The 16674-nt window shown below is 72.9% G+C and carries 14 protein-coding genes; 12 read left to right on the forward strand and 2 right to left on the reverse strand.

Going from position 1 to position 16674, the window contains the following annotated elements; all coding sequences use genetic code 11:
• Positions 1-40: 40 nt before the first annotated feature.
• From V2W30_RS34705 to V2W30_RS34730, 6 genes are all read left to right on the forward strand, one after another.
• The gene (locus tag V2W30_RS34705) at positions 41-703 is read left to right on the forward strand and encodes a hydrolase (protein ID WP_338703876.1); all 663 of its coding nucleotides are present in this window, start codon (positions 41-43) and stop codon (positions 701-703) included.
• Between the two features lie 154 nt (positions 704-857).
• On the forward strand, positions 858-1382 hold the full coding sequence (locus V2W30_RS34710) for a DoxX family protein (protein WP_338702557.1): 525 nt from the start codon (positions 858-860) through the stop codon (positions 1380-1382).
• Positions 1363-2100: a YoaK family protein gene (locus V2W30_RS34715; protein ID WP_338702559.1), complete on the forward strand. Its 738-nt coding sequence runs from the start codon at positions 1363-1365 to the stop codon at positions 2098-2100. The genes V2W30_RS34710 and V2W30_RS34715 overlap by 20 nt, the downstream gene beginning before the upstream one ends.
• A 316-nt stretch (positions 2101-2416) precedes the next feature.
• On the forward strand, positions 2417-4096 hold the full coding sequence (locus V2W30_RS34720) for an MFS transporter (RefSeq protein ID WP_338702560.1): 1680 nt from the start codon (positions 2417-2419) through the stop codon (positions 4094-4096).
• Positions 4097-4201: 105 nt separating this feature from the next.
• Positions 4202-5191 carry a pirin family protein gene (locus tag V2W30_RS34725; protein WP_338702561.1) on the forward strand — a complete coding sequence of 330 codons (990 nt, stop codon included), beginning with the start codon at positions 4202-4204 and terminating at the stop codon, positions 5189-5191.
• A complete protein-coding gene (locus V2W30_RS34730; RefSeq protein ID WP_338702562.1) occupies positions 5191-5535 on the forward strand; it encodes a GNAT family N-acetyltransferase in 345 nt (114 codons plus the stop codon). The genes V2W30_RS34725 and V2W30_RS34730 overlap by 1 nt, the downstream gene beginning before the upstream one ends.
• A 64-nt stretch (positions 5536-5599) precedes the next feature.
• On the opposite strand, the gene V2W30_RS34735 is transcribed toward V2W30_RS34730, so the two are convergent.
• Entirely contained in the window at positions 5600-6994 is a 1395-nt protein-coding gene (locus tag V2W30_RS34735) for an NAD(P)/FAD-dependent oxidoreductase (protein ID WP_338702563.1), read from the reverse strand.
• 221 nt (positions 6995-7215) lie between these two features.
• Here V2W30_RS34735 and V2W30_RS34740 point away from each other — a divergent pair, with 221 nt between their 5' ends.
• The 6 genes from V2W30_RS34740 to V2W30_RS34765 all read left to right on the forward strand — a co-directional run bounded on the left by V2W30_RS34740 (position 7216) and on the right by V2W30_RS34765 (position 15546).
• Complete coding sequence (locus V2W30_RS34740; RefSeq protein ID WP_338702564.1) at positions 7216-7794, forward strand: DNA starvation/stationary phase protection protein; 579 nt, start codon at positions 7216-7218, stop codon at positions 7792-7794.
• A gap of 128 nt (positions 7795-7922) precedes the next feature.
• Positions 7923-10316, forward strand: a complete 2394-nt coding sequence (locus V2W30_RS34745) for an ATP-binding protein (protein WP_338702565.1) — start codon at positions 7923-7925, stop codon at positions 10314-10316.
• A 76-nt stretch (positions 10317-10392) separates the two neighbouring features.
• Positions 10393-10848, forward strand: coding sequence for a helix-turn-helix transcriptional regulator (locus V2W30_RS34750; RefSeq protein ID WP_338702566.1), 456 nt, complete (start codon positions 10393-10395; stop codon positions 10846-10848).
• A gap of 111 nt (positions 10849-10959) precedes the next feature.
• Positions 10960-11142: a hypothetical protein gene (locus tag V2W30_RS34755; RefSeq protein ID WP_338702567.1), complete on the forward strand. Its 183-nt coding sequence runs from the start codon at positions 10960-10962 to the stop codon at positions 11140-11142.
• 94 nt (positions 11143-11236) lie between these two features.
• Complete coding sequence (locus tag V2W30_RS34760) at positions 11237-14899, forward strand: S8 family peptidase (RefSeq protein ID WP_338702568.1); 3663 nt, start codon at positions 11237-11239, stop codon at positions 14897-14899.
• Positions 14896-15546, forward strand: coding sequence for a hypothetical protein (locus V2W30_RS34765; RefSeq protein ID WP_338702569.1), 651 nt, complete (start codon positions 14896-14898; stop codon positions 15544-15546). The genes V2W30_RS34760 and V2W30_RS34765 overlap by 4 nt, the downstream gene beginning before the upstream one ends.
• 111 nt (positions 15547-15657) lie before the next feature.
• Here V2W30_RS34765 and V2W30_RS34770 read toward each other — a convergent pair whose 3' ends face one another.
• The gene (locus V2W30_RS34770) at positions 15658-16593 is read right to left on the reverse strand and encodes a LysR family transcriptional regulator (protein WP_338702570.1); all 936 of its coding nucleotides are present in this window, start codon (positions 16591-16593) and stop codon (positions 15658-15660) included.
• Between the last annotated feature and the right edge of the window lie 81 nt (positions 16594-16674).

Here is a 16674-nt window from a genome sequence, read left to right on the forward strand (position 1 = left end):
TCGGCTCAACCCCTCCATCCCCCTCATGAAAGGCATCCCCATGGTCGACATCTCCGAGGTCACCGCAACCCCCGCCCCCGACCTGCTGACCCCCGACAACTGCGCCGTGCTGTTCGTGGACCACCAGCCGCAGATGTTCTTCGCCGCCGGGAGCGCCGACCGCTCCTCGGTCATCAACGCCACCGTCGGACTCGCCAAGGCGGCCAAGGTCTTCGGCGTACCCGTGGTGCTGAGCACGGTGGCCGCCGAATCGTTCTCCGGGCCGCTCATGCCGCAGCTCACCGACGTCCACCCCGACCAGAAGATCATCGACCGTACGTCGATGAACGCCTGGGAGGACGTCCCCTTCGTGGAGGCCGTCAAGGCGACCGGGCGCAAGAAGCTCGTCATCGCCGGTCTGTGGACCGAGGTCTGCGTCGTCCTGCCGACCCTCTCCGCGCTCGCCCAGGGATACGAGGTCTACGTCGTCACCGACGCGTCCGCCGGCGTCAGCCCGCAGGCGCACGAGCACGCCGTGCAGCGCATGATCCAGGCCGGTGCCGTTCCCGTGACCTGGGTGCAGGTGCTCCTCGAACTCCAGCGGGACTGGGCGCGCACCGAGACCTATGTGCCGGTCACGGACGTCGTGAAGGAGCACGCGGGCGCCTACGGCCTCGGCGTCGTCTACGCGCAGGCCGTCATCGGAGCCCACGCGGCCGGCTGATCCGGCCGGCAGGGACCGGCCGTCGGAAGCGGCGGCCACGAAGCGACCAGCAGTGAACAGCCAGCAATGAACAGCCAGCAGTGAACAGCCAGCAGTGAACAACCAGCAGTGAACAGCCCGCAGCGAGCAGGCAGTCAGGAACAGGTGGGAGCCAATGGACAGCGGACTCTTGGTGCTGCGCCTGGTGGTGGGAGTTCTCATCGCCGGGCACGGAGTGCAGAAGGTCAGTTTCCGGCTGGGCGGCAAGGGCCTCGCCGGCGGAACCGACGAGTTCCGGCGCGACGGCTTCCGTGGCGGGCGGCTCACGGCGCTGGCCGCCGGCACCAGCCAGATCGGGGCCGGCCTGTTCCTGGCGGCCGGGCTGCTCACCCCCTTGGCGGGCATGGCGGCCATGGGCGTCATGACCGTGGCGAGCACCGTGAAGTGGAGTAGGGGACTGTGGGTGCAGGACGACGGCTACGAGTACCCGATGGTGCTCGTCGTCGTCGGAGCGGTCCTCGCGCTCACCGGCCCCGGTCGGTTCTCGGTCGACCACGTGCTCGGCGTCGACCCCTGGCCCGTGTGGACCGGGGTCGCCGCGATCGTGCTGGGTCCGGCCGGAGGACTGCTCACCCGTGTGACCCTGCGCCGCCCCGCCGTACCGGAAGGAACACCCCGTCATGCGCAAGCTGCTGACTGACGCGGCCCACACGCTGGTCCCGCCCAAGGGGGACCGGCACGGCCCGCTCATGCCGCTGATGCTGACGCTGACGGTGGTGACCGGCGTCGTCGACGCGGTGAGCTATTTGTCGCTCGGCCACGTCTTCGTCGCCAACATGACCGGCAACGTGGTCTTCCTCGGGTTCGCCCTGGCGGGCGCCGCCGGCCTGTCCGCGTCCGCCTCGGTCGTCGCCATGGCGTCGTTCCTCGTCGGCGCGCTGGCGGGAGGCCGGTTCGGCACGCGGTTCGCCGCGCACCGGGGACGGCTGCTGACCGTCGCCACGGCGCTCCAGACGCTGCTGGTCGCCGGAGCCGTCGTGGCGGCCGCCGTCACGCACGGCACTCCGGGAACCGGGGTCCGGTACACCCTGATCGTGCTGCTCGGCCTGGCCATGGGGTCGCAGAACGCGGTCGCGCGGCGCCTCGGCGTCCCGGACCTGACCACGACCGTCCTCACGCTGACCCTGACGGGGCTCGCCGCGGACTCGCTCCCGGCGGGAGGGGAGGCTCCCCGTCCGGGGCGGCGCCTGCTCTCCGTCCTCGCGATGTTCGTCGGGGCCCTGGCGGGCGCGCTGGCGCTGCTCCACGCCGACCTCGTGCTCGCCCTCGGCCTGGCGCTGGCGCTGCTCGTCGTAACCTCGGTCGCCGTGCACCGTCTCTCCGGCTCGGACGCGCCGTGGATCAAGCCGCTGGGCTGACGCGGCGTTCGTGCGCCCCTGCCCGCGGTGCGGAAACCGGGGGCGCAGCAGCGGGCCACGACCCCCGCCCCGCGAGCCGACGGGCCCGTTCCTGGCTGACCGGAAGGCCATCAGCTACGTCCGCCCGTACAGCTACCCGTACAGCCGCCCCGCACGGCGGGGGAGTACGACGCTGCACTCGGGGACCAGAATCCGTGCGCTCTCGGTCATGACGTACCCGCCGGCCCGGCCTACCGTGACCGAGGCCTGCATCCCGCACGGCACGGGCGACCCGCACCGCCGGCGGCCCGCACTCCCCCCATCGGCAGGGACCAGCATGAGCACCGCACCATCGGCGAAGGGCGCCCCGGCGGGGGACTCGCCCTGGGCGCCCCTCGCGGCCCGCGTCTTCCGCGCGCTGTGGATCGCCCAACTCGTGTCCAACGTCGGCAGTTGGATGCAGACGGTCGGCGCCCAGTGGCTGCTCATCGGGCACGACGCCACGCTGGTGACGCTCGTGCAGACGGCCGCCGGCCTCCCCGTCGTGCTGCTGGCCCTGCCGTCCGGGGTGCTGGCCGACCGCTACGACCGCCGCGCGGTGCTGATCACCGCTCAGGTCGCCATGCTGGCCGTCTCGACGAGCCTGACCGTGCTGGCGTTCCGCGACGCGCTCACCCCCGCGCTGCTGCTCGGCCTGACCTTCCTGCTGGGCTGCGGCACCGCCCTGATGGGCCCGGCCTGGCAGGCCGTCCAGCCCGAACTGGTGGAACGCCGACAGCTCGGGCAGGCGGCCGCGCTCGGCGCCGTGAACATGAACCTGGCCCGTGCCGTCGGACCGGCGCTCGGCGGCGCGGTGGTCGCGGCGGCCGGCGCGGGCTGGGTCTTCGCCTTCAACGCACTGTCGTACCTCGGCATCACCGCCGTACTGGCGCTCTGGCGGCGACCGGCCCCCGAACTCCCCGTCGCCCGGGGCGAGAAGCTCCTGGCCGCCACGCACGCCGCCCGCCGCTACGTCCTGAACGCGCCCGGGGTCCGCCGCGTCCTGCTCCGCACGGCCCTGTTCATCCCCGGCGGCGCCGCCTTGTGGTCCCTGCTGCCCCTGGTCGCGAGCCGCTCGCTCGGGCTCGGCTCGGGCGGGTACGGGCTGCTGCTCGGTGTGGTCGGGGGCGGCGCGGTCGCCGGGGCCTTCGCGCTGCCCGCGATCCGGCGGCGCTGCGGCGTCAACGGGCTGCTCGCGGCGGGGCCGCTCGTCCTCGCCTGCGTGCTGGTGGTGCTGGCCACGGTTCGCACGCCCTGGGTGGCCGCGGTGGCGCTGCTGCCCGCCGGCCTCGCCTGGATCGCCGTCCTGTCGACGCTGAACGCGGCCGTCCAGGCGCGGCTGCCCGGCTGGGTCAGGGCCCGTGGCCTCGCCGTCTATCTGCTGGTCTTCCAGGGCGGGCAGGCGCTCGCGGCGCCGCTGTGGGGCCTGCTGGCCGAGTGGCTGGGGGTGACCAGTGCCCTGTTCATCGGCGGCGCACTGCTGCTGGCCGGAGCCGCGACCCTGCGGCGGTGGCCGCTGGGCGGCACGGACGACATCGACCCGACGCCGTCGGACCACTGGCCCGAGCCGCCCCTGGTGTTCGTGCCGGGGCAGGACGACGGGCCCGTGCTCGTGACCGTCGTCCACCGCGTCCCGTCCGCCAACTGGGCGGCGTTCACCGGCCGCATGGACCGTGTCGCCCGCTCGCGCCGACGGGCCGAGGCCCTGTCCTGGGGTCTCTACCAGGACGGCAAGGAGCCGGAGCGGTTCATCGAGACCTACCTGGTCGCCTCCTGGGCGGAGCATCTCGACCAGCACCACACGCGGACCACGGCCACGGACCGCCGCCAGGAGGAACTGGCCCGCGCGCTCACCGAGCCGGGCACGACGCCCGAGGTGACCCACGCCTTCGACGCCACGGCCGGTCCGGTGGTCACCGAAACGGATCCGGCACGACCGGGACCGGACGCCGAACGCGTGCCGAGCGCCACGTCCTGACGCGGTCCCGGCGCGCGGCGCGTGAGGATGGCCGCCGAGGAGCCAGGGTTTACCATCAGGCATACTCGTTGAATCATGAACTAGTTTGGAGAGGGAGGGTGTGCGATGAGCAACGTCGAAGCGGACCCCGCGGAGCTGCGGTGCGGGGCCACCGAGCACGGTGAACCCGGGCCACGGGTCGACGTGTTGTCGGCGAGGGACGTGCCGCTGGGCGGCCCCCGCGCGATGACCGTACGGCGCACGCTGCCGCAGCGGGCCCGGACGCTCATCGGCGCCTGGTGCTTCGCCGACCACTACGGACCCGACGACGTGACGGTCTCGGGCGGCATGGACGTGGCGCCTCATCCGCACACCGGGTTGCAGACCGTGAGCTGGCTGTTCAGCGGGGAGATCGAGCACCGCGACAGCATGGGCAACCACGCCATGGTGCGGCCCGGTGAAGTCAACCTGATGACCGGCGGACTCGGCATCGCCCACACGGAGGTCTCCACCCCCGACACCACCATCCTGCACGGCGTGCAGTTGTGGGTCGCGCTCCCGGCGGAACACCGTGACACCGCACGGGACTTCCGGCACCACGCGCCGCCCGCGGTCCGGGTCGGGGGAGCGGACATCCGCGTCTTCCTCGGCTCCCTCGCCGGAGACACCTCGCCCGTGCCGACCTTCACCGCGCTGCTCGGCGCCGAACTCGTCCTCGACCCGGGAACGACCACCACCCTGACGATCGACGCCACCTTCGAGCACGGTCTCCTCGTCGACCGGGGCACGGTCCGGATGGCCGGAACCTCCCTGGAACAGGCCGAGTTGGGCTACCTGGCCCCCGGCCACGACACCCTGACGCTCACGAACGAGACGGACGAACCCGCGCGCGTCGTCCTGCTCGGCGGCGAGCCGTTCGAGGAAGAGATCGTCATGTGGTGGAACTTCGTCGGCCGCAGCCACGCGGACATCGTCGAAGCCAGGGAAGCGTGGCAGAACGCCTCCGACCGCTTCGGCCACGTCGAGGGCTACGACGGCGACCGGATCCCGGCGCCCGCCCTCCCCAACGCCACCATCGCCCCCCGCTCCAACCCGACCCGACCGAAAGGCGCCTGATGACCCAGCAGCCCACCCCCGCCCCGCTCGTCCTGCGGGTGGACCCGCGACACCGCTACGAGATCTGCGTCTCCGACACCACCGCGGGCTTCACCGCCTACCGCGACCGTGACGACCGCCGTGTCTTCTTCCACACCGAGATCGACGAGGCGTTCGCCGGACAGGGCCTGGCCTCGGTCCTCGTCCGGGAGGCGCTGACCGACACGCGCGCGGCGGGCCTGCGGATCGTGCCCGTCTGCCCGTACGTGGACAAGTTCCTGAAGACCCACGACGAGTTCGCCGACATCACCGACCCCGTGACGCCGGAGATCGTCGAGTGGCTGGAGGCCGAACTCGCCCGCTGAACCACCGCCCGCCGGAGCGACGCTCCGGCGGGCCCGTGCGACGACGGCGTCGCTCGCTGTCATGTCACCTGGGGTCCGGCCCCGCGTGCAGGGCGGCGAGTGCCGACTCGACCGCCCGGTGGAAGGTCGGGTACGTGTAGATCATGTGCCGCAGCCGGGCGACGGGCACCTCGGCGTGCACGGCCACGTTCAGGCCGTACAGCACCTCGCCGCCCGCGGGACCCGCCGACGTCGCGCCGACGAGAACCCCTCGGTCGGCGTCCTCGACCAGCTTGATGAACCCCTCGCCGCCCGGCCCGTGGAGCCAGCCGCGGGTGGAGGACGAGAGCGGCACCACGGACGTACGCACCCGCAGCCCCCGCTCCCGCGCCCGGCGCTCCGTCAGACCCACGGCGCCGATCTCCGGATCGGTGAACGTGACCCGGGGCAGCGCCCGGTAGTCGGCGTCCGGCCCCGGCTGCCCGAGCAGGTCCCGCACGGCGATCTCGGCCTGGTACATGGACACATGGGTGAAGGCACCCCGGCCCGTGACGTCGCCCACCGCCCACAGACCCTCCGCGACCCGCATCCGGCCGTCGGTCTCCAGGGCCCCGGCCGCCGGATCGAGCCCCACCGTGTCCACGCCGAGCGCGGCCAGGTCGGCGTACCGTCCGGTGGCGACGAGGAGCCGCTCCGCGCGCAGGGGTTCGCCACCGCTCTCCAGCGCGACGGTGAACCCGGCACCGTCGTGACCGACCTGCCGCACCCGAGCGGCGGTCAGGACCGTGACGCCGTCCTCCCGCAGCGCCCGCTCGGCCAGCTCGCCCGCCTCCGGCTCCTCCTGCGACAGCAGCCGGTCCTGCCCCTCCACGACGGTCACCGCACAGCTGAACCGGGCGAAGACCTGGGCGAGTTCGACACCGATGGCGCCCCCGCCGAGCACCAGCATCGACGCGGGCAGCTCCTTGGCCGCCATGGCGTCCCGGTTCGTCCAGTACGGCGTCCCGGCCAGGCCCGGCACCGCGGGCGTCCGAGGCCGTGTGCCGGTGGCCAGCACGACACCGCGCCGCGCCGCGAACGTACGCGCGCCGACGGTGACCTGCCGAGGGCCGCGCAGGCGTCCCCTGCCGCGGACGAGCCGGACGCCCTTGGCGGTCAGCCGGTCCGCCGCGACCCGGTCGTTCCAGTCGTCGGTGGCCTCGCCACTGATCCGGCCGGCCACCGTGCCCCAGTCGGCGGCCACCGTCGCACCGCCGGCCAGGGCGGCCACCCGTCCCGCCTCGGCGAGCACGTTCCCGGCCCGGACCATCATCTTGCTGGGCACACAGCCCCAGTACGGACACTCGCCGCCGACGAGCTCCGCCTCCACCCCGACGACGTCGAGGCCCGCCTCGGCCAGCGTGCCCGCGAGGTACTCCCCGCCGGGCCCCAGACCGACGACCACCACGTCGACCCGCTCGATCCGCTCGTCCGTATTCATGTCACTCCTCACCATGGGCTGTCCCGAGGACGCTAGGAGCGGGAAGCGGGACCCCCGTGCCCGTCGGCGCACGGGCACTTGCCCCAGAGCGAACCCCTCGGCCGCCAGCGCGACGCAGTGCGCCGACAGGCATCCGCGCATGCGCTCGACGACAAGTCGGCCCGCCCGTACGCGCCTAGCGTCACCGGCGTACGCACAGCACGAACCGCAGGAGGCGGACCATGACCAGCAACTCCCGACCCGCGAACGGCAGCCAGCCGTGGCTGCACCAGAAGGGGGAGGTCATCCAGGAGTTCGGAACCGTCAAGCAGTTCCCCGTCGGCCTCACCTACGAGGCCCGGATGTACGCCTGCCAGCGGCTGAACAAGGCCCTGGCGGACACCCAGATCCTCTACGGCCTCTACAAGAAGCACCACTGGCTGATGCGCGGCGCCACCTTCTACCAACTCCACCTGGTCCTGGACAAGCACGCCACGGAACAGCTCGAACTCGTCGACACCCTCGCCGAACGGGTCCAGTCCCTGGGCGGGGTCGCGGTCGGCGACCCCCGGCACGTCGCCGAGATCACCTCGATCCCGCGGCCCCCGGACGGCGTGGAGGAGGTGCCGGTCATGCTGTCGCGGCTCCTGGAGGCACACGAGGCCATTCTCGTCGAGGCCCACGACGCGGCCGCCAGGACAGCCGAACTCGGCGACGACGGCACCAACGACCTGCTGGTCTCCCAGGTGATCAGGACCGGGGAGCGCCAAGCGTGGTTCCTGGCCGAGCACTTGGTGGACACCCCGCTCGTCCGCTCCTGAACAGGGCGCCCGCGTGCGGCAGTTCGATGGGGTGACTTTCGACGATTCCCCTCGCGGGGCGAACAGATGAGCGCTTCGTGGATACAGTCGATGGCGGCCCAGCGGTGATCAACTGAGGGAGACGCGCATTGTCGGGACAGGTCGACACCGGTGGTCGTCGGTTGCCCGGACTGTCCGGGCCGCGCTTCGTCGGACGGGAGAGCGAGGTCGCCGCGCTCGAAGCCGCACTCGGGCAGCCGGCCGTGATCCTGGTCGAGGGCGAGGCGGGGATCGGGAAGACCAGGCTGCTGCGGGAGTTCCTCGCCGCGCAGGCCGCACGCGGTCACCGCGCCCTGGCCGGAGCCTGCCCCGAGCTGCGCGTGCCCTACACGCTCGGCGCGGTCGTCGACGCGGTGCGCGACGGGGTCGACGGCGTCGCCCGGCTGGGACTCAGCGGCCTGGGCGGCGCGCTCCGCCCGCTGTTCCCCGAATGGGCGGCCGAACTGCCGCCCGCCCCCGAGCTGTTGGACGACGCGTCCGCCGCCCGGCACCGGCTGTTCCGCGCCTTCGTCGAGGTCCTCGACCGGCTCGACGTGGCCCTGCTCGTCCTGGAGGACGTGCACTGGGCCGACGAGGCCACCCTGGAGTTCCTGCTGTTCCTCGTCTCCCGAAGACCCCAGCCGGTGAGCCTGGTGCTGACGTACCGGCGCGAGGACGTGCCGTCCGACTCGCTGCTGCTGCGCCTCTCCTCCCGGCTGCCGGCCGAAGCCCACCTGGTCAGGCTCGCGTTGCGGCCGCTGGACATCGGCGAGACCGCGGAGGTCGTCTCCTCGATGCTGGCGGACGAGTACGTCTCCGCCGAGTTCGCGACCTTCCTGCACGAGCGCACGGAGGGCGTGCCGCTCGCCGTGGAGGAGTCGGTGCGGCTGCTCCACGACCGGGCCGACCTCATCCGGCACAACGGCGCCTGGGCACGCCGCCGCCTCGACCGCATCGAGGTGCCGCCCACGATCCGCGACGGCGTCCTGGAACGGGTCAGACGGCTCGACCCCGACACCCGGACCGTGCTCCACGCGATGTCGGTGCTCTCCGGATCGGCCGACCACGCGACGCTGCGCGAGGTGACGGGCCTGTCCGAGGACCGGCTTCCCGCGGCGGTCGCCGACGCGCTGACCGGCAGCCTGCTGCGCGAGGACCGGCCCGGCCAGTGGTCGTTCCGGCACTCCCTGACCGGGCACGCCCTGTACGAGGCCGTGCCCGCCGAGGAGCGGCGGGCCATGCACCGGCGGGCCGGGCGCGCGTTGGAGAGGTGGCCCGCGCCGCCCGTGGCCGAACTGGCCCGGCACTTCCGGCTGGCCGGCGAGACCGAGGCCGCGCGCGGGTACACCGAGGAGGCCGTCGCCCTGTGCGTGCAGTCCGGAGACGTCGCCACGTCGTCGCTGCTGCTGCACAGCCTGGTCACGACCGTCGAACTGCCCGCCGAGCCGCTGGTGCGACTGGTGGCGCACATCCAGTTCCAGGCGCTGCACGGCTCCGACCCGTACTCCCCGATCGTCCGGTCCCTGCGGTCGGCCCTGCGGCGCCTGACCATGACGCCGGAACAGGAGGCGCTCGTACGCTTCCAGACCGGCCGGGTCCTCATGGCGTCCGGAGAGATGTCGGCGGGCTGGCTCGAACTCCGCGAGGCCGTGCCGCACCTCCCGCCCGACTCGTCGGTGGCGGCCCGCGCCCGCCTCCTGCTGGCCCTGCCCTTCGGACAGGTGCGTCCCGCGTCGGAGCATCTGGCCTGGCTGCACGAGGCGACCGAGGCGGCCCCGTCCCTCACCCCCCACGACCGCCTGCACCAGGTGACCGAACGCGCCTACGTGCTGCTCGCGCTCGGCGAGGAGACCGGCTGGGAGCAGGCCCGGCGCATCCCCGACGGCGCGGACACCGCCCGGGACGCCGAGATCGTCGCGATCGGCCACGGAAACGTCGGCGAGGAGGCCATGCAGTGGGGCTGCCACGCCGAGGCCGGGGCACGCCTGGACCGGGCCCTCGCCGTCGCCGAACGCTTCGAACTCCTCGACCACCTCGACATCATCGCCTCTCTGCGGCTCCGTCTCGACTGGCTGACCGGCGCCTGGACCGGCCTCGCCGAACGGGCGGCGCGGCTGAGCGACGACCACGGCGTACGGCAGCGGGAGCGGTGCGCGGCGGCCCTCGTCGTCGGCCTGCTCAAGGCCGCCAGCGGGGACAGGGAAGCGGCGGGGAGCGGCTGCGGTTCGCCGGGCGCGACGACCAGCAGCGCATCGCCGCCTCGACCGCGCTGGCCCGGCTGCGGCTGCGTGAGGGCGATGTGGACGAAGCGATCCGGCTCAGCGAGGAACCGGCCCGCAGCACCCTCGGCAGGGGAATCTGGCCCCGCGCCGCCGAGGTCGCGCTGGTACGCGTGGAGGCTCTGGTGGCCGCCGGCCGGCTCGACGACGCGGCCGCACTCGTCGCCGACTTCGAGCGGATCCTGGCCGGCAGGCAAGCCCCGGCGCCGCACGCGTCCCTCCTGACCTGCCATGCGATGCTGGCCGAGGCGCGCGGCCAACGCGCCGACGCGGCAGGGATGTTCGCCGAGGCCGCCGAGGCGTGGCAGGCGCTGCCGCGCCCTATGCCGCGCTGCTCGCCCGCGAGCGGCACGCCCGCTGCCTGCTCGCCGACGGCCAGGGCGACAGCGGCGTCCGCCTGCTGTCCGACGTGGCGGACGCGATGTCGGACCTGGGCGCCCTGGACGACGCGGACCGGCTGGCCCGGGTCCTGGAGGAGGGCGGTTCCGGCGCCCGGCCGGGCCGGAGCCGAGGCGGACGGCCCAGCTACGGCGACCGGCTCTCCCCGCGCGAACTGGAGGTCGCCCGCCTGCTCGTGAGCGGCCGGACGAACCGTCAGATCGCCGAAGAACTGGTGGTGTCCGCGCAGACCGTGGGCAGCCAGGTGCGATCGGCGATGCGCAAGCTGCGGGTCACCTCGCGCACCGCGCTCGCGACCCGCGTCCTGCAACTGGGCCTGGTCGGCGGCGCACAGCGGTCCTCGACGGCCGACGAGTAAACCCCGGCCCGCGTCGCCCCGTGCGAAAAAACGTCCGACGCGGGCACGGCGGGGTTAATTCCCGCAGGTGAGGGATCGAGCCGCGCCCGGAATCACCGCACACTTCTTGTCATGTCACCCGCAGATCTGCCGACCGTCGGCGCGGCGGACGCCTCGGGGGAGCCGGAACACCCCTCGACGCACGCCCACGTACAGCAGGGACCGCCGCCCGAGCAGCCGGCCGATCCACTCGATGCTCCGGGCCCCCGGAGCACGGACGGCGACGACGCCGTCGACGAGTACGGGCCCGTCTGACGAGCGGCCCGCGTCCGGAGCCCGATCCGTGTCCCCCATCTCAACAGGAGAGCGACAGATGAGGCGAAGGGAACTACGGCGTCTTAGACGCCACATGAGTGCGCTGACCCTGGGCATGACCGTCCTCGGGACGGTGCTGCCGGCGACGGCGGCCCAGGCAGCCCCACCCGTCCGGCAGACGTCGGACGCCACCGCGACGGCGACCCGTGCCTCCGCGGGACCGCGGACCGCGGACGCGGTCACCGACTCGACCCCGATCGACGACGCCGAACTGGCCAGGGCGGTCGCCGCGATCGGCAAGGACGTACCGGTCACCCTGGTCACCGGCGACAAGGTGAAGATCGGTCTCGACGACGGCAAGGTGGTCGTCCGCGGGACCGAGGCCGCCGCCCGGACGGGCGGAGCCCCTGTCGTCTTCCACACCATCACCCGTTCCGGACGCGCGTACGTCGTCCCCAACGACGCCCTGAACCTGCTCGGTGAGGGCATCCTCGACTGGTCGCTGTTCGACCTCACCTCGCTGTCGCGGCTCGTCGCGGCGGGCACGACCGGCGAGGTGCCCGTCATCGTCGGCTACACCGACAAGGACGACGTCACCGAGGCGCCGAAGGTGGCCGGGACGAGCAAGGGCAGGGCGCTGCGCAGCGTCGGCGGCCGCTCCCTGGACATCGCCGGCAAGGGCACGTGGTGGAAGGGGGTCCGCAGCAAGAAGGGATCCGCCTCCGCCGCCCGGTCGGCCGGCTCCCTCGCCGGTGTCAAGAAGGTCTGGCTGAACGGGATGTCCCGGGTCACCCTGGACACGTCCGTGGCCCAGATCGGCGGCGACGTCGCACGACAGCGCGGCTACGACGGCAAGGGCGTCTCGGTCGCGGTCCTCGACACCGGCATCGACGCCACCCACCCGGACGTGGCCGACCGCATCGCCGAGAAGGTCGACTTCACCGGAACCTCCGCCGAGGCCAAGGACGGTTACGGCCACGGCACCCACGTGGCCGCCACCATCCTCGGCACCGGAGCCGCCTCCGACGGCAAGTACCGAGGTGTCGCCCCCGAGGCCCGGTTGAAGGTCGGCAAGGTCTGCGACGACGAAGGGGCCTGTCGCGACTCCGACGTCATCGCCGGCATGGAGTGGGCCGCCCACTCGGGCGCCAAGATCGTGAACATGAGCCTCGGCGGCGGCCCCACCGACGGGACCGACCCGCAGAGCCTGGCGCTCGACCGGCTCAGCCGGGACACCGGCACCCTGTTCGTCGTCGCCGCGGGCAACTCGGGCCCGGACACCGGCCAGGTCGGCTACCCCGGCGCCGCCGACGAGGCGCTGACCGTGGCCGCCGTCGACAAGCACGACAAGCTGGCGTACTTCTCCAGCCGTGGCCCGCGCGTCGGGGACTACGCGCCGAAGCCGGACATCGCGGCTCCCGGCGTCGGCATCATCGCGGCCCGAGCCGCCGGCACCGCCATGGGCACCCCGCTGAACGACACGTACACGGCCGCCGGCGGAACCTCGATGGCCACCCCGCACGTGGCCGGCGCCGCGGCCCTGGTGGCCCAGCAGCACCCGGAGCTGACCGGCAGTCAGATCAAGGCGCTCCTGATGGGCACCGCCAAGGACCTGGGGTACAAGCCGAGCGAGCAGGGCGTCGGCCGCGTCGACCTTGTGCAGGCCACCGAGCCGCGGCAGATCATCGCCTCCGGAACCCTGAACTTCGGCCGCCGCGCCTACCCGCACGCGCCCGGCACGAGAACCGTCACGTACACGAACCTCACCGGCAGCGCGACGACGCTCGACCTGTCGGCGTCGCTCTCCTCCGCAGGCGCCTCAGCGCCCAAGGGCCTGATCAGCCTCAGCCGGAACCGCGTTTCGCTGCCCGCGGGCGGCTCGGCCGAGGTGACGGTGACGGTCGACGGCGGCGCGCTCGGCACCGACGGCGCCTTCGGCCGCTGGAGCGGTGAGCTGACCGCCCGCGACGCGTCGGGCGCCCTCCGGACCACCTCGCGCATCAGCACCTTCCTGGAGGCCGAGCGGGTTCCGCTGACGGTGAGGATCACGCCGCCCGACGGCGCCACCGCCCTCGCCTACGGCACCGCGGTCTTCACCCCGGTCGACGACAAGGACGCGCTCCACGACGGCCTCGACACCGTGCCGGGCTCCGCGTCGACCACCGCCTCGCTCTACCGGGGCAGCACGTACTCGGCCACCGTGCCCGTCACCTGGAAGGACGCCTCCGGCGCACTCCAGAGCGCGGCGCCCGTGGTGCCCGAGGCGACGCTCGACAAGGCCACCACCGTCACCCTCGACCTGCGCAAGCTCGTCCCCGTGAGCGTGCGGACCCCGGTGGCGACCGAGACGTACGCGGCACTCAGCGCCACGGAGCGGGTCTCGGCGACCGGCGCCTGGTCGATGGCGACGGACCTCTCCGTCGACTACCAGGCCCGGGAGACGGCGAACTGGTGGGCCCTGCCCACCGGAAAGGTGCGCACCGGCACCCTGACCCAGCACACCTACAGCGTGCGGACGACCCCGCTCGTCACCATGAAGGCGGTCGGCGGTGGCGACGCGTTCGACCTGTCCGCCCGCTACCAGACGCCGGACGCGACGTTGCAGACCGCGTCGATCCTCGTCGGGGCGACACAGGGCTACGGAGAGTCCGACGCGAAGATCCCCCGGCTGCCGACCAAGGGCCGTGTGCCCGTCGTCCACGCCGGCGCAGGCACCGCCGCGGAGATCGCCGACCTCGACGTCGACGGCAAACTGGTGCTGATCACGCCCACCGACCTCTGCGCGGCGACGTGCGACTTCGACCGGCTCCGTGACGAGCGGCTGGCTCCCGCCGCGGCCGCGGGCGCCACCGGTGTCCTGGTCGCCTCGCCGGGCCTGACCGGCCTGAACGCCTCCTACGGCTTCCAGGTGTGCGGGCCGACCCCGGAGTCCTGCGACGCCCTCGCCCCGTACGCCCCGCTGCCCGTCGTCACGGTCGGCCACGACCAGGCCCAGCGCCTGATCGAGCGGATCGAGGCCCGGCCCACCGGCATCGCGATCGACCTCGGCGGCAGTGACACCCCGACGGTCTACGCCGCGCGCTTCACCAGCGGGGGACGCGTCCCGTCGGACCTCACGTACCGCCTCGACGCGGACCGCCTCCAGCGCGTCGAGCACTCCTTCCACTCGGACCGGGTCGGCACGCTCACCCGACTGACCTGGGAACAGCGGTCGCAGGCGGCTCCCGACTCGGTGGCCATGGCCCTGCCGACCGTGCCGACCCGGCAGCGGCTCACCGTGTACGTCCAGCCGCAGGCCGACGCCATCGACCGGTTCGACGCCGGCTGGGGCGACCTCCTCGACAACGGCGCGCTGAACCACGTGCGCGACGAGACCCACGAGCAGCTCCTGTCCAGGAAGAACGAAGTCCACTGGAACGAGGGGCCCGGCGTACCGGGGGCCGTGCCGACGGTACGGACGGCATCCGGCTTCACCGGGGAGCCGACCCCCTGCGCGGCCTGCCGGCAGGGCAACACCTTCTACCCGTCCCTCTACCTGACCAGCAGCGGCGGCGCACGCCAGGCGCTGATCGGCACGGTCGACGACGACCTGTTCACCCACTTCGCGTTCGGCATCAGCGCCTGCGGACCGACCCCGCCGCCCTCCATGACCATCCAGGACGCGCGGTGCACCTTCAGCCTGTCGGACGCGTCCGGGCGGAAGATCGAGCCCGGCACCCGGCACCTGTTCGTCACCAACGCCGGGGTGCTGGGATGACGCCGGAGACCGCGCAGAAGAAGGAGACCAGCACGATGATCCCGAGCGCGTCCCAGGTCCGTCGCCGCAGAGGTGTCCTCGCGGTGCTCGCCACCGTGGCGGCGCTGACCGTCTCCGGCTGCGCCGGCGCAGGCGACCTCGTCTCCTACGAACTGCCGGCGGACTCCGCCCGGTACACGTTCGAGACCGAGACCGACGGTGTGGCGACCGTATGGCAGTACGTCTCCGACAAACCGTCCAAGGGCGAGGCCCCGAAGCAGAACCCGTGCATGGGCGACCTCGTCGGCGGCAACGACGCGGCGTGCAGGCCCGAGTCCCTGATCTTCCTGCGGTACGACCTGGGCCTGGCCCTCGACAACACCGCGAAGGCCGGGAAGCGGCACGAGATCACCGTCACCGCCTACTACCAGGAACGTCTCACCGCCCCGCCGAAGGTCAACTCGCTGAAGATCGAGGCAAGTTACGACGGAGGGAAGAGCTGGAAGCCGGTGACCAGCAGGGCCTCGGGCGGCAACACCTACACCGCCCAGATCGACAACCCGAGCGGCAAGCAGGCCGCCCAGAGCGTCGGCCTGCGGGTCCACGCGACGGACACCAAGGGGGACACCGTCCGGCAGACGATGCCCACGGCGTACAAGCTGAGCTGAACGCACCGCCGGGACCAGCGAACCGGATGACGTGACACACGGCCGGGGTGAGCGCACGCGCTCGCCCCGGCCGTGCCTGCTCCCGGACACGGAGCCGTCGGACCGTGGACGTCAGCCGGCCTTGGACGGCGGCAGCTGGGTGGCGCTCACCAGCGTGCCGAGCACCTCGGTCATGAACCGGACGAGCCACCGCTGGGACGGCGTGCGCGACGACTCGTGGCGCGCGTAGAGCGCCACCTCCATCGGTTCCGCCTCGAACGGCAGCCGCACCGTGCGGACTTGGTGGGACGCGGCGAAGACCTCACCGACGTACTCGGGGACGATCGCGATCAGGTCGGTCTGCTCCAGGAGGTAGGGCAGCATCGAGAAACGGGTGGCGTCGACGGCCACCCGGTCGAGCAGCCCGTGCGCGGCGAGCACGTCGCGCGGGACGGCGTGCCCGCTGGGGCCGTGCACCGACGCGTGGTGTTCGGTGGCCAGCTCCGCGAAGCTGATCTCCGTACCGTGGATCCGCGGATGATCACTGGCGACCATCCCCACGTACCGCTCCCGGAACAGGGGGATGCGCACGGTCCGGTGGGAGGCCAGGACCGGAGTCGCGACGAACGCGTCGAGCTCGCCGCGGCGCAGCTGCCCCTCCGCGTCGTCCACGTCGAGCGGCAGCACGGCGAACGTCACCTCGGGCGCCCGCTCCCGCGCCGCCGCCACCAGCCGGGGCAGGAGCGTGGTCTCACCCAGGTCCGACATGGCGACGGTGAAGCGGCCCGGCATGGTGTGCGGGTCGAACACATCGGCCTGCCGGACCGTCCGGTCGATCTGCGCGAGCGCCGCCTGGAGCGGTTCGTACAGGCGGCGCGCCCCTGCAGTCGGCGCGAGGCCGCGCCCCGTGCGCCGGAAGAGCTCGTCGCCGAAGTGCCGCCGCAGCTTGCCCAGGTTGTAGCTGACGGTGGGCTGGGTGACGTGCAGCGCCTCGGCCGTGGCCGTCACGTTGCTGGTCTCGTAGAGCATCACGAAGACCCGGATGAGATTGAGATCGAGACTCGCCATATCGATCCACTCTATATCGGCCCGCCGCACTATCTATTGGTGTGAATGTCATGGGGTCCCTAGCGTGTTCGCCATCGCCGT

It is taken from the genome of Streptomyces sp. Q6 (assembly GCF_036967205.1).
GTDB classification, from domain to species: Bacteria; Actinomycetota; Actinomycetes; order Streptomycetales; family Streptomycetaceae; genus Streptomyces; species Streptomyces citrinus.